The organism is Acidobacteriota bacterium, assembly GCA_040752915.1.
Taxonomy (GTDB): domain Bacteria; phylum Acidobacteriota; class UBA4820; order UBA4820; family DSQY01; genus JBFLVU01.
In genome coordinates, this window is sequence record JBFMHB010000032.1 from 1 (window position 1) to 19,214 (window position 19,214).

At 68.3% G+C, this 19,214-nt stretch carries 21 protein-coding genes; 12 read left to right on the plus strand and 9 right to left on the minus strand.

Features of this window, described 5'->3' with window-relative positions; genetic code table 11:
- The 8 genes from AB1824_07515 to AB1824_07550 all read right to left on the minus strand — a co-directional run.
- A partial coding sequence (locus AB1824_07515; protein MEW5764811.1) for a ComEC/Rec2 family competence protein occupies nucleotides 1-1,371 on the minus strand: 1,371 nt, incomplete at its 3' end.
- Nucleotides 1,372-1,465: 94 nt separating this feature from the next.
- Nucleotides 1,466-2,338, minus strand: coding sequence for a tetratricopeptide repeat protein (locus AB1824_07520; protein MEW5764812.1), 873 nt, complete (start codon nucleotides 2,336-2,338; stop codon nucleotides 1,466-1,468).
- 42 nt (nucleotides 2,339-2,380) lie between these two features.
- Nucleotides 2,381-2,533 (minus strand): hypothetical protein, encoded by a 153-nt coding sequence (locus tag AB1824_07525; protein MEW5764813.1) that lies wholly within the window; start codon nucleotides 2,531-2,533, stop codon nucleotides 2,381-2,383.
- 37 nt (nucleotides 2,534-2,570) lie between these two features.
- Complete coding sequence (locus AB1824_07530) at nucleotides 2,571-4,385, minus strand: ATP-binding protein (GenBank protein ID MEW5764814.1); 1,815 nt, start codon at nucleotides 4,383-4,385, stop codon at nucleotides 2,571-2,573.
- Complete coding sequence (locus AB1824_07535) at nucleotides 4,328-5,125, minus strand: prepilin peptidase (GenBank protein MEW5764815.1); 798 nt, start codon at nucleotides 5,123-5,125, stop codon at nucleotides 4,328-4,330. Before AB1824_07535 ends, AB1824_07530 begins: the two co-directional genes overlap by 58 nt.
- Nucleotides 5,119-5,994, minus strand: coding sequence for a hypothetical protein (locus tag AB1824_07540; GenBank protein ID MEW5764816.1), 876 nt, complete (start codon nucleotides 5,992-5,994; stop codon nucleotides 5,119-5,121). The genes AB1824_07535 and AB1824_07540 overlap by 7 nt, the downstream gene beginning before the upstream one ends.
- Nucleotides 5,991-6,791, minus strand: a complete 801-nt coding sequence (locus AB1824_07545; GenBank protein MEW5764817.1) for an ABC transporter permease — start codon at nucleotides 6,789-6,791, stop codon at nucleotides 5,991-5,993. Before AB1824_07545 ends, AB1824_07540 begins: the two co-directional genes overlap by 4 nt.
- Nucleotides 6,788-7,714 (minus strand): ABC transporter ATP-binding protein, encoded by a 927-nt coding sequence (locus AB1824_07550; GenBank protein ID MEW5764818.1) that lies wholly within the window; start codon nucleotides 7,712-7,714, stop codon nucleotides 6,788-6,790. Before AB1824_07550 ends, AB1824_07545 begins: the two co-directional genes overlap by 4 nt.
- Nucleotides 7,715-7,853: 139 nt before the next feature.
- Between AB1824_07550 and AB1824_07555 the strand changes: the two genes are divergently transcribed.
- Nucleotides 7,854-8,885, plus strand: coding sequence for a GntG family PLP-dependent aldolase (locus AB1824_07555; GenBank protein ID MEW5764819.1), 1,032 nt, complete (start codon nucleotides 7,854-7,856; stop codon nucleotides 8,883-8,885).
- 74 nt (nucleotides 8,886-8,959) lie between these two features.
- On the opposite strand, the gene AB1824_07560 is transcribed toward AB1824_07555, so the two are convergent.
- Nucleotides 8,960-10,039, minus strand: coding sequence for a PilT/PilU family type 4a pilus ATPase (locus tag AB1824_07560; protein MEW5764820.1), 1,080 nt, complete (start codon nucleotides 10,037-10,039; stop codon nucleotides 8,960-8,962).
- A 116-nt stretch (nucleotides 10,040-10,155) separates the two neighbouring features.
- Here AB1824_07560 and AB1824_07565 point away from each other — a divergent pair, with 116 nt between their 5' ends.
- The 11 genes from AB1824_07565 (at nucleotide 10,156) to AB1824_07615 (ending at nucleotide 19,181) form a co-directional block, all read left to right on the plus strand.
- A complete protein-coding gene (locus AB1824_07565) occupies nucleotides 10,156-11,319 on the plus strand; it encodes a DegT/DnrJ/EryC1/StrS family aminotransferase (protein MEW5764821.1) in 1,164 nt (387 codons plus the stop codon).
- Nucleotides 11,320-11,823 carry a transcription termination/antitermination NusG family protein gene (locus tag AB1824_07570; GenBank protein MEW5764822.1) on the plus strand — a complete coding sequence of 168 codons (504 nt, stop codon included), beginning with the start codon at nucleotides 11,320-11,322 and terminating at the stop codon, nucleotides 11,821-11,823.
- Between the two features lie 55 nt (nucleotides 11,824-11,878).
- A complete protein-coding gene (locus tag AB1824_07575) occupies nucleotides 11,879-12,931 on the plus strand; it encodes a sugar phosphate nucleotidyltransferase (protein ID MEW5764823.1) in 1,053 nt (350 codons plus the stop codon).
- Between the two features lie 71 nt (nucleotides 12,932-13,002).
- The gene (locus AB1824_07580) at nucleotides 13,003-13,725 is read left to right on the plus strand and encodes a sugar phosphate nucleotidyltransferase (GenBank protein MEW5764824.1); all 723 of its coding nucleotides are present in this window, start codon (nucleotides 13,003-13,005) and stop codon (nucleotides 13,723-13,725) included.
- The gene (locus AB1824_07585; GenBank protein MEW5764825.1) at nucleotides 13,722-14,180 is read left to right on the plus strand and encodes a dTDP-4-dehydrorhamnose 3,5-epimerase family protein; all 459 of its coding nucleotides are present in this window, start codon (nucleotides 13,722-13,724) and stop codon (nucleotides 14,178-14,180) included. Before AB1824_07580 ends, AB1824_07585 begins: the two co-directional genes overlap by 4 nt.
- Nucleotides 14,181-14,253: 73 nt before the next feature.
- The gene (rfbD, locus tag AB1824_07590) at nucleotides 14,254-15,138 is read left to right on the plus strand and encodes a dTDP-4-dehydrorhamnose reductase (GenBank protein MEW5764826.1); all 885 of its coding nucleotides are present in this window, start codon (nucleotides 14,254-14,256) and stop codon (nucleotides 15,136-15,138) included.
- A 1-nt stretch (nucleotide 15,139) separates the two neighbouring features.
- Nucleotides 15,140-15,607 (plus strand): hypothetical protein, encoded by a 468-nt coding sequence (locus AB1824_07595; protein MEW5764827.1) that lies wholly within the window; start codon nucleotides 15,140-15,142, stop codon nucleotides 15,605-15,607.
- Between the two features lie 29 nt (nucleotides 15,608-15,636).
- Nucleotides 15,637-16,716: a dTDP-glucose 4,6-dehydratase gene (rfbB, locus tag AB1824_07600; GenBank protein ID MEW5764828.1), complete on the plus strand. Its 1,080-nt coding sequence runs from the start codon at nucleotides 15,637-15,639 to the stop codon at nucleotides 16,714-16,716.
- Nucleotides 16,713-17,768 (plus strand): GDP-mannose 4,6-dehydratase, encoded by a 1,056-nt coding sequence (locus AB1824_07605; protein MEW5764829.1) that lies wholly within the window; start codon nucleotides 16,713-16,715, stop codon nucleotides 17,766-17,768. Before rfbB ends, AB1824_07605 begins: the two co-directional genes overlap by 4 nt.
- Complete coding sequence (locus tag AB1824_07610; GenBank protein MEW5764830.1) at nucleotides 17,765-18,232, plus strand: hypothetical protein; 468 nt, start codon at nucleotides 17,765-17,767, stop codon at nucleotides 18,230-18,232. Before AB1824_07605 ends, AB1824_07610 begins: the two co-directional genes overlap by 4 nt.
- 136 nt (nucleotides 18,233-18,368) lie before the next feature.
- Nucleotides 18,369-19,181, plus strand: a complete 813-nt coding sequence (locus tag AB1824_07615) for an alpha/beta hydrolase (protein ID MEW5764831.1) — start codon at nucleotides 18,369-18,371, stop codon at nucleotides 19,179-19,181.
- Nucleotides 19,182-19,214: the final 33 nt, after the last annotated feature.

A 19,214-nucleotide genomic window follows, 5' to 3' on the forward strand; every position in this document is an offset into this window, starting at 1 on the left:
GCTCCGAACGGACCCCAACGCCGAGGGGAGCCAGAGAAAAACGCGCCCCAGCCCCGCCAGGATCCACAGGAGCCCGTCTCCCGCAAGAGGGACGAAGGCGAGACCCGCCATGTAGGGAATCCCGAAAGCCAACAGTCCGAGGAGGGGAACCGACGCCAGGGGCGTGGCCAGCCATCCCAGGAGGGAGATCCGGTGGAAGGTGAGGGCCAGGATCGGAAGCGTGGCGAGCTGGGCGCACAAGCCGACCCAGAGAAGGCGGAGGACCTGTTGCCGCAGGCCCGGTCCAGAAAGGGACTCGGGGAGGGCATCCCACAGGATCAGGATCCCGAAGGTGGCCGCGAAGGTGAGCTGGAAGCCCGCGTCGAGCAGCCAGGCCGGATGGAGGACCAGCAGGGCCGCCAGGGCGAAGGACCAGGCCCCGAAAGCGCCCTGGGGGCGCGCCAACAGACGGGCCGTCAGGAACAGCCCCGCCATCAGCAGGGCGCGGGTCAGGGAAGCGCTCGATGCGGCCAGGAGTCCGAAGAGGCCCAGGAGGATGAGCCCCGCACCGTCGCGCACGGAGGGGGAGACCCCGGTGGCGTGAGCGAGGAAAGAAAACAGGAGGAGCAGAAGGCCCACGTGCTGTCCGGAAAGGGCCACGAGGTGATAGAGCCCCGAACGGCTGAGCACCTCCACCTGGTCCTCGGAAAGGAGCCCGCGCTCACCCAACAGGACCGCCAGGAGAATGGCGGCGTCGCCTCCCTCCGCCCGCAGGAACCGTGACTCCAGAGCCCTCCTGTATCGGGAGACGAGGCCCAGGAAGGGAGGTGGGGAGGCGCGAAAGAGGCCCGGGCTTCGGCAGGTGGCGACCAGGTCCGTCCCCTCCCGCTCCAGCCGGGCGGCTCGGTCGGGCTGTCCCGGGTTGGTGGGCGGCCGAGGAGCCTCCAGGCGGAGACTGGCTTCGAAGGCGCTTCCTTCCACGGGCGGGGGGATGGGCAGGTAGGCCAGGACCCGGCTGCGGCACGGATGGTCCCCTCCGGCCCCCCCGAAGGTGGAGACGCGAAGGAGGCAGCGACTGCCATCCACCCACGGCTGGGCGTGGACGACCGAACCGCGCACCCAGACGAACGCCTCCCCTCCGGCTTCCCGGACGAGTATCTCGAGGCCGTCGGGTTCGGGCTCCCGCAGGCCGAGTCCGCCGATCCAGAGTCCGAGCACGGCGGCGAAGAGCGCCGTGGAGGCCGTTCGAAGTCGGGGTTTCGAAGCGCAGAGGGCGGCCAGGGCGGCGGAGGCGGCCATTGGGAAGATGGACGTCGCCAGAAAATTGGCCGCCCCCGCGCCAGCGGCCAGCGCGAGGACGAGCGCGGTCCGGCGGCCGGGTTCAACGCCCACGCGCCCCACCTCCTCTCCCAAGCCCGGGCCCGACGCAAAGGGCCTCCCACGCGCGGGGCGGGGGAGGCCCGTGGACCATTCGGATCGACCGAACCTACTCGGCTCCGGCCTCCATCTTGAGGATCTTCTCCCTCTGACCCTTGAGGTAGGCGTCGTCCGGGTTCTTGGCAACGGCCTTCTCGATGGCGGCGAGGGCCTCGGACCTCTTGCCCATCTTGTAATACACCTCGGCGAGCGTGTCGAGGATCCCCGGGTCCTCGTGGCTCAGGGTCACGGCCCGCTGGGCGGCCAGAGCGGCCTTGTCGAGCTCCACGCCCAGCTCGGCGCAGTGCCAGGCGTACCCGTTGAGGAATCCCGAATCGTCCTGCTTGGAGGGGAGGATCTCGTGGTACAGGGCGAGCATCAAGTCCTGGGCCTTTTGCTTCTCCTCGGGGGACTTCGCGGCTCGGGCCTGCCTGCGGTGATAACCCGACAGTGCGTCGAAGGCCTCATCGGCGTAAGGCTGAGTCCCCTTCAGAGCAAGGCCCTTCAGGACCTCCTGGCCCCGGGGAGGGTCCTCCCGGAGGAGGGCCTGCCCCTGGATCAAGTCCAGGCCGAGCACCTCCTGGGCCCTGTCGGAAGGCCAGCCGCTCCGTGCCGTTTCCACCCAGGCCAGAGCGTCCTTGGCCGAGCCGCGCCCGAGGTACTTTTCCGCGATGTCGCGGGCGAGTTCCGGGGAGGCGCCGACCCGGTGGCGGTCCAGGAGGTCGTCGAGGGTGTCCACTCCGTAGAGGTAGGCGAGGAGCGTTCGGGTCCATTCGGACCGCCCCTCGTATCCGATGATCCGGTCCACTTCTTTCCCGCGTCCGTCCAGGATCACCGTGGTCGGTATGCCCCGGAGGTTGAAGGCGCGGCTCTGCTCCTTGCCCTCGGGGGTATCCGTGTTCAGGCGCACCAGAACGGCCGCCTTCGAGAGTTTCTCCAACATGGGGGGCGTCAGGACTTCACGGTCCAGTTTTGTGCAGCTCCCTCACCAGTCGGCGTAAAACTTGAGGACCACCACCGTCCCCCTCTCCGCGGCCGCGGCCTTGGCCTGGTCCAGGGTGCCCTGAAACCAGCTTCCTTCGGCGGCCGAGAGGGCGAGAGGGGCGGCCAGAACGAGCGCGCCAATCCAACGTCGCATGGTCACCTCCATACGTAGAGTAACATGATCGGAGCGGTCAGGGTTCCAGCCGGGGGCCCGTCCGCGGCAGGATCAGGCGGAATCCGGCGCCTCCCAGGTCCGACTTGAAGGCCACGAGATCCCCTCCGTGCTCCCTCGCGATCTTGCGCGCGATGGGTAGGCCCAGGCCCGTTCCACCGGGTTTCTGGCTGGAAAAGGGCGTGAACACGGACTCTTCCATGCCGGCGGGGAGTCCGGGGCCGTCGTCCTCCACGACGATGGCCACCTCCCCCGCGGTCTCCGCGGCCTGAAGCCGCACGCGCCCCGGCCGGCCCGCCGAGGTGGCGGCCTCCGCCGCGTTTCGAGCCAGGTTGCGAACGGCCCTCGAGAGGGCATCGGGGTCGGCTTCCGCTTCAAGGCCTTCGGAGCACTCCACCTCGACTTCAAGGCCCGGGGAGGATTCCCGGAGGAGGGAGGCCTCCTGGAGGAGCAGTTCCCGCAGGGCCACCTGTTCACGGGCGATGGGCAAGGGGCGGGCGAATTCCAGGAGATTTTGGACCACCTGCTCCACGCGGGCCGCTTCCTCGCGAAGCGCCCGAAAGTGGCCGTCTCCGGAGAGGCCCGGATGGTCGGCCTCCAGGAGCCTCAGGTGCGCGAGAAGTGCGCCGAGGCTGTTGCGGACCTCATGGGCCACTCCCGCGGCCACCTCCCCGAGCCGGCTGAGGGACTCGGTTTCCCGCAGGGCCCTTCTCAGGGACGCCACGCCCGTCTGGTCTTTCAATAGGAGCAGATGACCCTTCCGCTGGTGGAGGAGGTTGAAGAGGGGGATGCCCGCCACCTGGAGGACCACTCCCGGTGCACCCTCCACCTCGTCCCTCAAGGCGATGGCGCGGGTCTCCCGCGCCTCGTCCAGCACGTCGCGGACGGCCGGCCGGGTCGCCAGGAGCGCCGCCTCCGTGTCTCCCAGCCGCGGGATCTCGGTGAGACCGAGCAAGCTCCGCGCCGAAGCGTTCAGCCCGATGAGCCGCCCCTCCTCGTCGAACCGCAGAAATCCCGCGTCGAGGTTCGCGCTGAGCGTCTCCGCGAGCCCCTCCACTTCTTCGAGGCGGCGGCGCTCTCGCGCGTGCAGGGCCTCCAATTCGGTGGTCCGGCTCCTCAGCTCGGCGAGGGCCTTTTGAAAGACCTGAATGGCGGCCCCCTCCGTGGGGGAAGGTGCCTCCGAGGCGAGGAGACTCCCGGCTTCCCTCAGGCTGGCTTCCATGCCCCGGTAAGCGCCGTAAAGGCGGCTGGAGAACCAGGTCATGAGAGCCAGGAGGGCGGCGAGGGCCAACAGGTCCACGGCGAGCGCGGCCACGTACCGCCCGCGCAAGGCCGCGAAGGCGGGAGCCTGGAACGCCACCACGAGGGTCCGGCCGTCCTCGAAGGTGCGCGCGTAGTGGGGATGGGACCCCTCAAACGCCACCACGTCGGACCCGGCAGGCGGAACCGCGAGGACCGGTGGGGCGAAACCGGCGTCCCCCCAGAGGACCCGCTTTCCCAGGAGGAGGGCGGCGCCCCGCGGACGGACGGCCGCGTCCTTGGGAGGGGCCCCAGGAAGGATGCGCCCCGAAAGAGATCCCGAGCCGGGTGACAGGGGGAGGTGGGCCGCCCGCGCCGCGGCCAGCCGCCCGATCATGGAAGCCTGGCTCTCGACGAGCCCCCTCTCCCGGGCCAGGGAGCGGGACAGGGAGAGGACGAGCCACAGGCCGGCCACGGTGAGGGCGCCGCACAGGAGGAGCCACGTCCACGCGGAGGCCGTTTTTCGGTCAAAGGCCGTCATGGCGGGGAGGGGAGGAGGAGCGCCTGGTACCGGCTCCAGAAGGCCGGTCCCCAAAAGAGGGCTCCGAGACCGGCGGCGCAAAGAAACGTGCCGAAGGGCAGGGGGGTTCGGCGGTCCTTCCCCGCGGCCAGGAGGTACGCCCCCCCGGCCAGGGTCCCGATCAAGGCGCCCCCGAAGAGGGCGAGGAGCATCCCCTTCCATCCCAGGAACGCTCCCAGCATGGCCAGGAGCTTCACGTCTCCCCAGCCCATGGCCTCCACCGAGAAGAGGGCGTAGGCGCCGATGAGGGCCGCGGGCAGGGCCGCGCCGAGGACCGCCCCGAGGAGGGACGCCCAGGGGGTCGTCCAGGGAACGAAGAACGAGGAGCCGAGCCCCAGCGCGATGCCGGGGAGGGTGAGGCGGTCCGGCAGGATCTGGTGTTCCAGGTCGATGAGTCCCAGGCACAGGGCGAGGAAGGAAAAGAGGGCTCCGATGGCGGAGGCGGGGCTGGGGCCGAAGGCGGCGGCGCACGCGAGAAAGAGCCCTCCCATGGCCGCCTCCACGAGGGGATACCGGGGGCTGATGGGCGTCCGGCACGAGGCGCACCGGCCTCGGAGGGCCACCCAGGAGAGGAGGGGGACGTTCTGAAACCACCGGATGGGAGCGGCGCAGGCGGGACAGCGGGAACCCGGCGAGACCACGGATTCGCCTCGTGGGAGCCGGTGGATCAGGACGTTGGCGAAGGAGCCCCACACCAGCCCCAAGAGCCCGGCGGCGGGCAGAAAGAGGGAGGCATCGAACAGGGGGCTCACCATTGGCCGTAGGCTCCCCTGAAATTGAAGGGCTTGCTGCACCGCACGTCCCCGCTGGAGGGGTCGTACAGGTACGGTTCCCCGTAGGGGTCCATGGGCACTCCGGGAAGGAAGCCGTCCCGGACCAGGTCCGAGAGGCGCTGGGGACGAGCCCCCTTTGCTTTCGTGAAGGCGTCCACCGCGGCCTCCAGCCGCCTGAGGTCGATCTTGACCCGAAGATCGAAGATGTTTCGGTCCGCGGCCAGGCGGAAGAACCGGCCGCGCGAGGAATCGTCGCCCTCGAACTGGCCGCGAATCTTGGTCCAGAACTCGAGAGATCGCTCGTAATCCCCTCTGTACTTGAGGGAGTTGGCCAGCATGTCCTTGATGAGGATCTCCTCCGGGTTCCGGTCGTGGGCGATCTGGAAGTAGCGCGCCGCCTGCTCGTAGTCCTTGGCCTGGAAGAAGGCGTAGGTGCCCGCCTCCCATGGCAGAAGCCAGTTCTTGGAATTGAAGGAGATGCCCTTGTCGGCCAGGCGGTAGAGGGCGTCCCAGTTCTGGTCCAGGGACAGGAAGAGGCACCCGAAGATGTACGCCTCATAGAATCGAGGGTCCAGGTCCGTCAGGGTGTCAAAGGTCCGCGAGAGGTAGGTGCCCCGCACCTCCTTGCCATACCGGTCGAAGTACTGCACCGCCCATACGAAGATCAGGTCCGCCCAGAGATTCCTCTGGCCCAGGCTGGCCACCTTCATGTATCCGCTGGAGGGTATGTAATACGAGCGAAACTCGTCGGAGTACCCGGCGCGGAGGTCGGCGAGGCTCGAGTGAAGCGACCCCGCCGTCACCAGCAAGGCCGCCAGAAGGATCAAGGCCAGGGCGTGCCGGAGGTTCATAGGAGGTCTCGACGTCGGAAACTCAGGGCCGAGGCCGACAGGAGGATCACCACGAACAGGAGCGTGTAGAGGGTGGCCCGGGGCGTGAACCCGGGCGCCACCGGAAGGTCGTGGGCGACGAGGTCCGTGATGCTCAACATGTTCAGGTCGGGAAGCACGTGGTACAGGAGGACGATGATCTTGCGCCCGAAGACCGACTCCACCTGGGGAAGGAGAACCTCGGGCAGGGCCGAACTCGTGTGGCCGATCACGTAGAAGGCGGCGGTGCACAACGCGCTGACCACGGGCGAAGCCACGGAGGAGAAGAAGATCGCCACCGCCGTGAGCACCATCAGTTCGAGGGCCGTGAAGTAGGCGGCCGCGAAGATCCGCGGCGTGAATCCACCCACGAGGACGAGGACCAGGGACAGGACCGCCACCATGGCGGCGAGGTTCACCAGGAGCACGAGGAGGAGGCCGGCGTAGCGTCCCAGGATGAAACGGCCCCGATCCACCGGCTTGGAAAGAATGTTGTAGATGGTCTTCTTTTCGATCTCCTGGTAGACGAGGCCGATCCCGACGAAGATGGCGGTGAGCGCCGTGAAATAGGAGATGGTGGACAGGCCCACGTCCAGGACGACCTTGCGAAGGATCCCCACGGCGAGAAAGCCGAGAACGTAGGAGAATCCCAGCAGGCCCACGGCGAATGCCAGCAGGATGTAAAAGACGCGGCTGCGGACAGACTCCCGGAAGGTGTTGCGGGCGATGGCCCATACCTGGGCGCGAAAGAGGCGCGCCGATTCGCGGGTCGGGATCATGGCGCGGCCCCCGGCGGCACCTGGGCCAGAAACAGGTCCTCGAGGGACACCTTCTGAGGGGTCACGGATCGGACCCGGGCGCCCGCCCGGCGCGCCTCGTCCAGGAGGGTCTGAAGGGCTTCCTCCCGGGAGACCCTGACCAGGACTTGGGACCCCATCCGGGCCAGGATCTCCGCATCCGGAGGGGGCGCGAAGGCCGTCTGGGCCAGAAGCGTCACGTCCCAGAACCGGACCTCCGAGCCCAACAGGCTGTCCAGGGGTCCCTCCCGGACCACGCGGCCTCCCATGAGAATGGCCACCGCGTCGCAGATGGCTTCGGCGTCGGCGAGGATGTGGGACGAGAAGAAAACCGTCTTTCCCTGGTGCCTGAGGTCCAGGATGAGGTCTCGGATCTCGCGGCGGCCGATGGGATCCAGGCCGCTCATGGGCTCGTCGAGGAGGACGAGTTCGGGATCGTTGATGAGCGCCTGGGCCAGGCCGATCCGCTGAAGCATCCCTTTGCTGTACTTCCGCAGCTGGAGCCCGCCCTTGCCCTCGAGGCCGACGGTCCGGAGCAACCGAGTCCCCCGGTCCGCTGTTTCGCGCGCGGAGAGCCCGAAGAGGCGCCCCATGAAGTCCAGGAGTTCGGACCCCGTGAGGTAATCGTAGAAATAGGGCGCCTCGGGAAGAAACCCGATGCGGGCCCTCGCCGACGGATCCCCAAGGGGCCGGCCGAGGATCCGCACGTGGCCCGAATCGGCGAAAAGCAGGCCCATGAGGATCTTGAGCGTGGTCGTCTTTCCCGCGCCGTTGGGACCGAGGAACCCGTAGATTCCGCCGCGGGGAACCTCCAGGGTGACCCCCTTCAACACGGGGTGCCTGCCCACGGAGAGGTGGCCCTTGAAGGACTTGGTCAGGTCCTCGATGGCAACGGCCGGAACCATCGACTCTCCTACGGTAGAGCCCCAGGATAGACCAGGGGTCTTTCCCGAGGCAACCCCGCGTTGGGCTCCCCGGCGGGAGCGTCTATAATAAGACGCCCGAGCGGCGTCGAGGCCGCGGGAGGGACGGGGGAGGATCAGCATGGACGCTCGCTGGGTGGACCTCAGGTCGGACACGGTGACGCATCCCACGCCCGCCATGCGCCGGGCCATGGCGGAGGCGGAGGTGGGCGACGACGTCTACGGAGAAGACCCCACCGTCAACCGGCTTCAGGAGGCGGCCGCAAAGGCCGTGGGGAAGGAGGCCGCCCTCTTCTTCCCGTCGGGCACGATGGCCAATCAGGCCGCGGTCAAGGTGCACACCCAGCCGGGCCAGGAGGTCATTTGCGAGGCCTCTTGCCACATCTACAACGTGGAAATGGCCATGATGGCGGCCTTCTCGGGGGTTCTCGCCCGACCCGTTCCGGGTCTTCGAGGCCAGCTGGATCCTGGGGACGTGGAGGCCGCCGTCCGCCCCAGGAGCTACTACCTGGCCCAGACGGGGCTGGTCGCGGTCGAAAACACGGCCAACCTGGCGGGCGGGACCGTTTGCCCGCCCGGCCACGCCGCCGCCATCGGCGAAGCGGCGCGCCGCTTCGGCCTTCCCACCCACCTGGACGGGGCGCGCATCTTCAACGCCGCGGTGGCCCTCGGGGTGTCCGCGGCGGATCTTGCGGCCCCCTTCGATTCGGTCATGTTCTGCGTCTCCAAGGGGCTCTGCGCCCCCGCCGGATCCCTGCTGTGCGGGAGCGCCGATTTCGTGGAGCGCGCCCGGCGCGTGCGGAAGATGATGGGCGGAGGCATGCGGCAGGCGGGCGTCCTGGCGGCGGCGGGGCTGGTGGCCCTGGAGGCCATGACCGGACGCCTCGCCGAGGACCACCGCCGGGCGAAGGCCCTGGCCCGACGCCTGGCGGAAACGGACCTCTTCGATGTGGACCTCCCCTCGGTGGAGACCAACATCGTCGTGACCTCCGTGCGGCCGCCCCTTGCGGCGCCCCGCGTGGGCGAGGTGCTCAAGGAGCGGGGCATCCTCTGCCACGTCCTGAACGAGCGGTCCATCCGCTTCGTGACCCACCACGATCTCGACGACGAGGGGCTCGCGCGCGCCCTGGAGGCCCTGGGCGGACCCTTTTAGGACGGTGCGGGGGAAGCCTGCAAGCCGGTAAGCGGGATGCCCGAGCGCCCCAGGGCGAGGGGCGCGGCGGCCCGCTAGCCCTCGAGCATGAGGGCGCGCTCGAGCTCGGCGGGGTTGCTGAAGGAGGCCTTCGCCACGTCCAGGTCGATCTTTCCGGCCTTCACGAGTTCCAGGATGTTCTGGTCGAAGGACTGCATCCCGTAGACGTCGCGGCCCTTGTCCATGTGGCCCGGGATCTCGGCGAGTTTCTCCGGATCCCGGATGCACTCCTGGATGGTTCGTGTGACGCGGAGCACCTCCACCGCCGGGATCCTTCCCAGGACCGATTTCTGCGGCAGGAGCCGCAGGCAGATCACGGCCATGAGAGCGTCCGAGAGCCGCTTCCTCACGGAGGTCTCCTGGTCCGGAGGGAAGAACCCGATCATCCGGTTGATGGTCTTGACCGCGTCCGTCGTGTGGAGGGAGGCGAGGACCAGGTGGCCGGTCTCCGCCGCCTTGAGGGCCGTGTCCGCCGTCTCCCCGTCGCGCATCTCTCCGATGAGGATCACGTCCGGGTCCTGCCGCAACACGGCCTGAAGGGCCTTGGCGTAGGACGGCGTGTCGCTCCCCAGCTCCCGCTGGGAAATCACCGAGAGCTTGTGGCGGAAAAGGAACTCGATGGGGTCCTCGATGGTGACGACGTGGGCCCGCCTCGTCTGATTGATGTACTCCAGCATGGCGGCGAGGGTGGTGGACTTTCCGTTTCCGGTGGCTCCGGAGACGAGGACCAGCCCGCGGCGCAAGTTCGCCACCTGCTCGAGGACGGGAGGCAGGTTGAGTTCGGCGAAGGAGAGGATGGAAGCGGGGATGACCCTCAGGACGATGGAGAGGGTGCCGCGCTGCCTGAAGATGTTGACCCGGAACCGTCCCTGGCCCTCGAGGCCGTAGGAGACGTCCAGTTCCGAGATGTTCCCGATCTTGTCTCCGAAAAACGTGTGGGAGAGGATCTCCCGCGCCACCGCCTCGGTCTCCTCGGGTTCCAGGGGATGGTACTTCACCTCGAGGAGCTCGCCGTTCACCCGAAGGAGCGGGGGGTAGCCGACCTGGAGGTGGATGTCCGACGCGTTCTTCTGGATGGCGCTGACGAGGAGCTTGTGAAAGATCGTCACGTCCATCGGGAGTCTCCTTCCCCACAAGATAGCACTCCGCGGCTGCATCGGCAAAGGCCCGCCCGCTTTGCGCCACCGGACCGGCGTGTGGTATAAAACCGTACGCATGGAGGGTGCCAATCATGAGCGTTCCCGTCCTCGACCTCACCCGGCAGTTCCGTCGCATCGAGACCGAGATCCAGCAGGCCGTAGCGGAGGTGTTCACGACCCAGCATTTCATCCTTGGAAAGCACGGGAAGGCCCTCGAGAAAGAAGCCGCCGAACACCTCGGAGCGGGGCACGCGGTGGGGGTCGCGTCGGGGACCGACGCGCTCCTTCTGGGCCTTCGGGTTCTCGGCCTCCGGCCTGGGGAGGGCGTCATCACGTCTCCCTTTACCTTCTTCGCCACCGCCGGAGCGATCCATAACGCGGGGGGGAGGCCCTTTTTCGTGGACGTGGATCCCGAGACCTTCAACCTCTCCCCCCGGGCCCTCCAGCGGTTCCTTGAAGCGGAGTGCCATCGGGGCGAAGGGGGACGACCGGTGCACGGGCCCACGGGAACCGTGATCCGCGTCCTCCTGCCCGTGCACCTGTACGGGCTCTGCTGTGACATGGACGCGCTCAATAGCCTCGCCAAGGACTGGGGGCTCCTCGTTCTGGAGGACGCGTGCCAGGCCTACGGCTCCTCGTACAAAGGGCGTCGCGCGGGCGTCCTGGGAGACATGGCCGGGTTTTCCTTCTTCCCCACGAAGAACCTGGGCGGGGCCGGCGACGGCGGCCTCGTCACGACGGGGGACGGAGCCCTGGCGGAGGCCCTGCGCATGTGGCGGGTCCACGGGAGCCGGGAGCGGTACGTCCACGAGACCATCGGATACAACTCCCGGCTGGACGAGGTCCAGGCGGCGGTCCTGCGGGTCAAGCTGCGCCACGTGGACGATTGGAACAGGGAGCGGGCCCGCGTGGCCGAGAGATACGGCCAGGCCCTCGAGGGCATCCCGGGGGTGGCGGTGCCCCGCGCACCCGAGGGGTACGTCCACATCTACCACCAGTATGTGATCCGCACGCCCGAGCGCGACGCGCTCAAAGCCTTTCTGGACGGGAAGGGGATCGGGTCCATGATCTACTACCCCATCCCCCTCCACCTGCAGTCGTGCTTCCGTTTCCTCGGGTACCAGGAGGGGGCCTTCCCCGAATCCGAGAAGGCGGCGGCGGAGGTCCTCGCCCTCCCGGTTTTCGCGGAGTTGCGAGAGGAGGAGGTCCAGGAGGTGGCTCAGGCCATCCGGGACTTCCACGCCGGTCGTCGCTAGATGCTCGTGGACCTTCGGAGCGTGCGAAGGGTCTGGGCGGTTCTGGCCGTCAAGCCCCGGAAGGAGGAGGTGGCTTCGGCCGTTTTCGCCCGGGAGGGGTACTCGACCTATGCCCCCAAGTTCCGGGGACCGGGGTCCAAGGATGCGCTGCGGCCCCTCTTTCCGGGGTACCTCTTCGTCTGGCTCTCGCCATCGGTGGATTTGCCCCGGGTGAGGTATTTTCCCGCCGTCCTGCGCCCCTTGCTCTTCGGGGACCTGCTGGCGGGAGTGGAGGAGGACCTGGTGGACCACTGGCGCACGCGGGAGGCGGGGAGGGGATACCTCACGCCCGAGCCGCTCCCCGCCTTCGTGGTGGGCCAGCGCGTCCGCTTCAAGGAGGGGGTCTTCGCCGGCCTCGAGGGCGTGGTTCTCGAGAATTTCGCGTCCAGGGAGAGGGTCAGGGTCTTGCTCGACTACCTGGAACATTCCCTGCCTCTCGAAGTGGATCGCGACATTCTGGTGTAGTTTCAAATACGAAACAAATGAAGGCGGAGTTTTTAGAAAGCCAATGGCAAATACCGTGAAATCTGTGAATAGCGATGAATTGTATGTCGCCGTCTTGGCGGGCGGCTCCGGCACGCGCCTCTGGCCTTTGAGCACGTCCGCCCGGCCCAAGCCCTTTGTCTCCCTCGGTCCCCTGGGGAGCCTCTACTCCGCCACGGCCCGCCGGGTCAGGCGGCTCCGTCCCTCCGGGGCGGTCACCATTGGATCCCCCGCCCTCGCTCGCTGGTGCCGGGCCAAGGGGCTCACCTATCTGGCCGAGCCGGCGCCCAGGAACACCGCGGCCGCCGTGGCTCTGGCGGGAGCGGACGCCCTCCGCCGGATGGGGCCGGATGGCCTCCTGCTCGTCCTTCCGGCGGACCATCACGTCGGCGACCCCGGCCGCTTCGCCCTGACCGTGGCTCGCCTGGCCCGCGTATGCAAGGCTCACCGCGTCCTGGGAGTCATGGGCATTCGGCCCACAGGACCCGAAACGGCCTACGGGTATATCGAATCCGGGGACCCCCTCGGGGAGGGCTTCCGCCTCCGGCGTTTCGTGGAGAAGCCCGACCGCGAGAAGGCCCAGGCTCTCCTTGCGGAGGGGCGCGCCTCCTGGAACTCGGGGATGTTCCTTTTTCCCGTGGGGCGTCTGCGGGAGGAGATGGGGCTCCATTGCCCGGGGGTGTGGGAGGCTTCGGAGGCGTGGCTCGAGCGCGGGGACCCGCGCCCCTATCTCGCCCTCCCTTCCATTTCCGTGGACTATGCGCTCATGGAAAAAAGCGCCGGGGTGGCCATGGTCCCCGCGGACTTTTCCTGGAGCGACGTGGGGACCTACCCTTCCCTCCACCGGATCCTCCCGCGGGACCCGGAGGGAAACGCGGGCTGGGGCCCCCGGCGCGTCGAAAACTGCTCGGACTGCCTGCTGATCACCGACCGTCCGGCCCTCTTCAAGGACCTGCGGGGCATGGCGGTGATTCGCACTCGGGAGGGAAGCCTCGCGGTTCCTCTCGATGGGGCCGACGGAATCCGTTCCGGCGTGGAGGCCCTTCAGGAAGACGTCCGCTCTCGCGAGAGGACGAGCGTTCGCTGGTAAACCCCTGACGAAGGTCCCGGCGGGGGTGCGCCAGCCGCCGTCCCGGGCCTTCCCCATGTCTGGAGTCGCGAATGAAAGGCGTGATCCTGGCCGGAGGGACCGGCTCCCGTCTCTATCCCCTCACGAAGGTCACCAACAAGCACCTGCTCCCGGTGGGGAAGAAGCCCATGATCTACTACCCCATCGAGAAACTCCTCGAAATCGGGATTCACCACATTCTCATCGTGACGGGAACGGAGCACATGGGCGCCGTGGTCAACCTCCTGGGCTCGGGCAAGGACTTCGGCTGCGCCTTCACGTACAAGGTGCAGGACGAGGCCGGAGGCATCGCCCAGGCCCTCTCCCTGGCGGAGAACTTCTCGGGAGGGAGCCCCCTCACCGTGATCCTGGGGGACAACCTCTTCGAGGACGGCCTGTCCTCCCTCACCGAGCGGTTTCTGAGGGACCAGAAAGGCGAGGGCGCGCGCATCGCCCTCAAGGAGGTTCCCGATCCCCACCGGTTCGGAGTGGCCACCCTCGAAGGGGACCGCGTGGTGAAGATCGTGGAGAAGCCCAAGGAGCCCGAAAGCCGTTGGGCGGTGACGGGCGTGTATGTGTACGACGCCCAGGTCTTCGACCTCATCCGGACGCTCAAGCCCAGCGCCCGCGGCGAACTGGAAATCACCGACGTGAACAACGCCTACATTCAAATGGGCCGGCTGGGGTACGAATTCCTTCAAGGCTGGTGGACGGATGCGGGCACCTTCGACAGCCTCGCCCACGCGAATACGCTCGTGGCAGGAGGGACGCCATGATCCACGACGTGAAGGTCAAGAAACTGAAGGTCATCCCCGATGACCGGGGCCGCCTTATGGAAATGCTCCGGAGCGACGACGAGTGCTTCGAGCACTTCGGCCAGATGTACCTCTCCACGACCTACCCCGGAGTCGTCAAGGCCTGGCACTACCACAAGCTCCAGAAGGACAACTTCGTGTGCGTCAAGGGGACCGTGAAGCTCGTCCTCTGCGACACGCGGGAGGGCTCCCCCACGAAGGGGGCCATCGACGAGTTCGTCATCGGGGAGCACAACCCCCTCCTCGTGCAGGTCCCCATCGGGGTGTACCACGGTTGGAAATGCCTCGGGACGGAGGAGGCGTACGTGGTGAACGCTCCCACCCGGCCTTACGACTACGAGAACCCGGACGAGTACAGGCTGGCGGCCCACGACAACGGCGTGATCCCCTACGACTGGACGACCCGGGACCGGTGAGCGGGAGGAGGGGGGCGGGGAGAGAAGGGATGAGCCTTACCGCCCCGGCCCGACGAGAGGGCAGGGCCGGCCCGTGAGAATCGTCCTGCTGGGCTCGGACGGCATGTTCGGCCGGGACGCCGTGCCCCTCCTCTTGGAAGCGGGCCACTCGGTTCTGGCCGGGGACCTCCCGCGGGTGGACATCACCGACCTTCGGGCCCTGCTGGAGTTTCTCTCCGCGGAATCGGCCGACGTGGTGGTCAACGCGGCGGCCTTCACCGACGTGGACGGGGCCGAAGCCAGGCGGGAGGAGGCCTTCCGGGTCAACGGCGCCGGGGCCGAAAACGTGGCTCGGGCCTGCCTCCGCCTCGGCTTGCCCCTCGTCCATCTCAGCACGGACTACGTCTTCCCGGGCGACCGTCCGGAAGGGTACGGCCCCGATGACCCGCCGGGCCCGGCGGTCAACGCCTACGGGGAAAGCAAGCTCGCCGGGGAAAGGGCCCTCGCGGAGCACCTGTCTCCGGACCGGTACCTCATCGTGAGGACCCAGTGGCTTTACGGCCGCCACGGGCGGAACTTCGTGGACACGATTCTGCGTCTGGCCAGAGAGCGGGAGTCCATCCGGGTCGTGGACGATCAGTATGGAGCACCCACGTGGACCGTGTCCCTGGCCCGGCGGGTGGAGGGGCTCCTGAGCCGCGGCGCCCGGGGGACGGTCCACGCCGTCGGCGCCGGCGGCCCCATCACCTGGTTCGAATTCGCCCGGGAGATCGTTCGCCTGGCCGGCCTCCCCTGCACGGTGGAAGCGTGCCGCACCGAGGAGTATCCCCGTCCCGCCCGCCGCCCCCGCCACGCATGGCTCCGGCAGCCGGGGCCGGAGGAGGGAGCACCCTGGACGGAGGATTTGAGGGCCTTCTTTCGGGCGACGCGGGGGGAGGGGCCGTCCCTTGGAAGCAGTGCCGGCGGTTCGGGAGAATGAGATGGACGTCCAGCGATTCTTCAAAATCCTGATCGAAATCGAGAGCCGCCTGGCCGAGCTCTACGGGTGGTTCAGCGAGGTCTACGCGGAGGACGCCGAGGCCTCGGCCCTGTTCTACCGCATGGCCCGGGACGAGAGGTCCCACGTGGCCCTCATCCAGTACGAACGCCGGCTTCTCAGGAAGGAAAAGGACCTCTCCTTCAAAGTGGATCTCTCCCCCAAGGAACTCGAAGACACGGCCTGCGAGGTGAGCAAGCTCCTCCTCTTGCGGAGCTCGCCCTCCCTGCCGGAAGCGCTGGGTCTGGCCCTCCGCTTCGAGAACAGCGCCGCGGAGAACCACATGGAAGGGATCGAAATCCGCGAGGCTCCGGGCCTTTCCCGCCTCCTCAAGAGTCTGGGCCGGGAGGACCGAAAACACTACTCGGATCTCGCGGCCTTCGCCAAGAAGCGAGGCATCGCCGCGCCATGAGCGCGTGCGACCCCATCGGAGGTCGAAGCATGGCCAATCGAACGGTTCTGGTCACGGGCGGCGCGGGCTTCATCGGCAGCAATTTCGTTCGACTGGCCCTCCGGGAGCGACCCGACTGGCGGGTCGTGGTCCTCGACGCCCTGACCTATGCCGGGAACCTCGAGAACCTGGAGGGGCTGGAGGCCTCCTTCGAGGGCCGGTACCGCTTCGTCCGGGGGGACGTCACGGATGGCTCGGGACTGGAAAGGCTCTTTCAGGAGGAGCCCATTGACGGCGTCGTCCACTTCGCCGCCGAGAGCCACGTGGATCGCTCCATCCTGGGACCCCTGGCCTTCGTGCGGACGAACGTCATGGGGACGGCCCATCTCCTGGAGAGGTGCCGCCTGGCCTGGAAGGATCGTCCGGGCCGGTTCCTCCTCATCTCCACCGACGAAGTCTACGGGGCCCTCGGGGAGGAGGGGCGCTTCACGGAAGAGACCCCCCTCCGGCCATCGAGCCCGTACTCGGCCAGCAAGGCCGCCGCGGATCAGATGGCCCTGGCCTACCACCGGACCTTCGGCCTCCCCGTCGTGGTCACGCGTTGCTGCAACAACTACGGGCCCTATCAGTTCCCCGAAAAGCTCATCCCCCTCATGATGGTCCGCCTGCTCGACGGCCAGCCCCTTCCCGTGTACGGGAAAGGGGAGAACGTGCGGGACTGGATCCACGTGGATGACCACAACCGGGGCGCCCTTCTCGCCTTCGAGAACGGGAGGCCAGGGGAGGTTTACAACCTGGGCGCCCGGTGCGAACTCCGCAACATCGATCTCGTGCGGGCCTTGATCCGCGAGGTCTGCGCCCGGAAGGGGTGGACGGAAACGGACCCCGATTCGCGGATCGCGTTCGTGAAGGACCGGCCCGGTCACGATTGGCGGTACGCCATCGACCCCTCCAAGGCGGAGCGCGAGCTCGGTTTCCGCCCACGAGTGTCGTTCGAGGAGGGTCTGCGGGACACGGTCCGCTGGTACCTGGACCATGAGGGGTGGTGGCGTCGGATCCTCAGCGGCGAATACGTCGAATTCGTCCGCCGCCTCTACGCCGGCCGCGAACCCGGGGTGGGATCCGAATGACGGGAGCCTCCCCGCGCTCCAGCGGGGCCTCCGGGGTCTCGGAAAGGCCGTCTCCGGACCGGCCCGCGAGCCTGCTCATCACCGGGGGGGGAGGCTTCGTGGGAGGCGCCTTTGTCCGCCTGCTCCTCGCCGAAAGGCCCGCGTGGACGCTGACGGTCTTCGACAGCCTCACGGGCGGCCCCGGTGCGAGATTCCTCGCAGGCCTCGAAGCCAGCCACCCCGGCCGCCTTCGGTTCGTGAGGGGCCGCGTGACCGACCCCCGCGACGTGAAGTCCCTTTTCACCTCCGCCGCCTTCCATGCCGTCGTCCACTTCGCGGCGCGGAACCCGTCGGGGCTGGAGATCGAGTCGCCCCTCTCCTTCTCTCAGGTGAACGTGCTCGGCACGGCGATGGTCCTCGAGGAGGCCCGAAAAGCCTGGTCGGGCTCGGGCGGGACCTTCCTCCACCTCTCCTCCTACGAGGTGTACGGGGAGGGCGCAGCGGAGCGCTTCACCGAGGCGTCGCCCCTCAATCCCTCCACGCCCTACGCCGCCAGCAAGGCTTCGGCCGACGTCCTCACGCTCGCCTACCACTCGACCTTCGGCATCCGGACCCTCGTCACGCGGACCACGAACATATATGGCCCCCGTCAATCACCGGACAAGCTCATCCCCAGCGTGGCGGAGCGCGTGCGGAGGGGAGAGCCCATCCCGGTCTACGGGTCCGGCGGCCAGAGCCGGGACTGGATCCACGTGGAGGACCACAACCGGGGCGTCCTCGCGGTTCTCGAGGGAGGGAGGCCCGGTGCGGTGTACCATCTGGGTGCGCGGTGCGAGCGGACCAACCTCGAGGTGATCCGGCTCGCCGCCCGGGCCGCCGCGGAGTGCCTCGGCCGAGACCCCCGTGAGGCGGAGGCGCGGCTCGACTTCGTGGAGGACCGCAGCGCCCACGATTTCCGGCGCGCGCTGGATCCGGGTCGGGCGGAGAGGGAGCTGGGCTTTCGTCCTCGGGTGGCCTTCGAAGAGGGGGTAAGGGACGCCGTTCGCTGGCAGATTCGGGAGGGCGGGGAGTGAGCGACGGGGAGAGGCCGAAGGGGGAGGCGAAGGAATCCATGGGCAAACAGGCGGCAGACGGCGAAATGGACTTCCGAGATCGGTCGGCTCTGGAGGCCGTGCGCGGGCTTCTGGAAGCCTACGCGAAGGGGGACGCCGATGCGGGAGAGACCTTCGTCCACCTCCCCACCTCCGAGATCATCGAATGGAAAGGCCTGGCCAACATCTGGCACGCCAACGTGGACGAGTTCCGGCAGACGGTGGAGGCCCATCGGGAGGAGCCCCTTACCCAAGTCCCCGTGGGCGCCGAGGTGGAGTGGATCTCGGAACTGACGGCCCTCGTTCGGATGCGCGTCAAAACTTCCCTGCGGGACGGGCGGTCCTTCGAGTCCCCGGCTCTCTTTCTCGTGGCCCCCGACCGCACGGGCATCTACAAGGTGGCCCTTTCCTGGTGGGGCGCGTTTCCCGACTGGTTCCAGGGATGATGCCCCGAGGGAAGGCCTTTCCGACTCCGCCGGTGGGGACACCGCCCTCGGCCCCCCAGCGGCCCCTCGCTTTCTGAGCAACGCAACGCGCCGATCCGGGCGCGATCCCGCGGTACGACACAGGGAGAGAAGATCCGTGTTCGGGTACGAGATGGTGTGCGTGCACGGCGCGTGGGAGGGCCCCTGGATCTTCCGGGCCTGGACCGCGTTCTTCGCGGGGGAAGGCTGGTCCGTCCGGAGCCTCACCCTCCCCGGCCACGAGCCGGGGGGGGACGTGCGCGGAGTCGGCCTCAAGGAGGCGGCGGCCGCCGTGGCGGAAGGCGTCCGCGACCCGGAGCGGACCGTGGTCGTGGGCCACAGCCTGGGAGGCTGGCTCACGCTCAAGTACCTGGAGCGGCGCGCGGTGGCGGCGTCCGTCCTGCTCATGCCCCTCCCGCCACGGGGCCTCTCGCCGGAAGCCCGCAGGAGGGTCCGTTCCCACGGTGGGTGGCGGCTCAAGGCCCGGCTTCTCGGGGGGCTGGACTGCCCCATCCAGAACGCCGAGGCCGTGCGCGCCTTGGGCTTCGGGGAGGTGGGTTGCGAGGCCTCCGTGAAGCGGTTCCTCGCCGAGTGCGTCCCCGAGAGCGGACGGCTCCTGAGGCAGATCGCCCTCCTGCCCGTCGCGTCCCGGGTCGGGTGGGGGCTTCGGGAGGGGCGCCTGAGCAAAACGCAGCGCGGTCGCCCCCATCTCATCGTGGCCTCCGAAGCCGATGCCCTGGTGTCCCCCTCCGACCTGGAGGGGGTGGCGCGGCTTCTGGGCGCCGAGATGCTGCGGCTGGAGTCGGCCCCCCACGTGTTCCTCCTCACGGACCATGCCCTGCCCCTCGCGGGTCAGGTGAACGCCTGGCTCTCCCGCCGGCTGCGGCCCGCGGGAGGATTTGACGAAGGCCCTGAAAAAGCGTATATTTAGGGGCGTCTCGCCGGCCTTCGGCCGCAGGAAGAA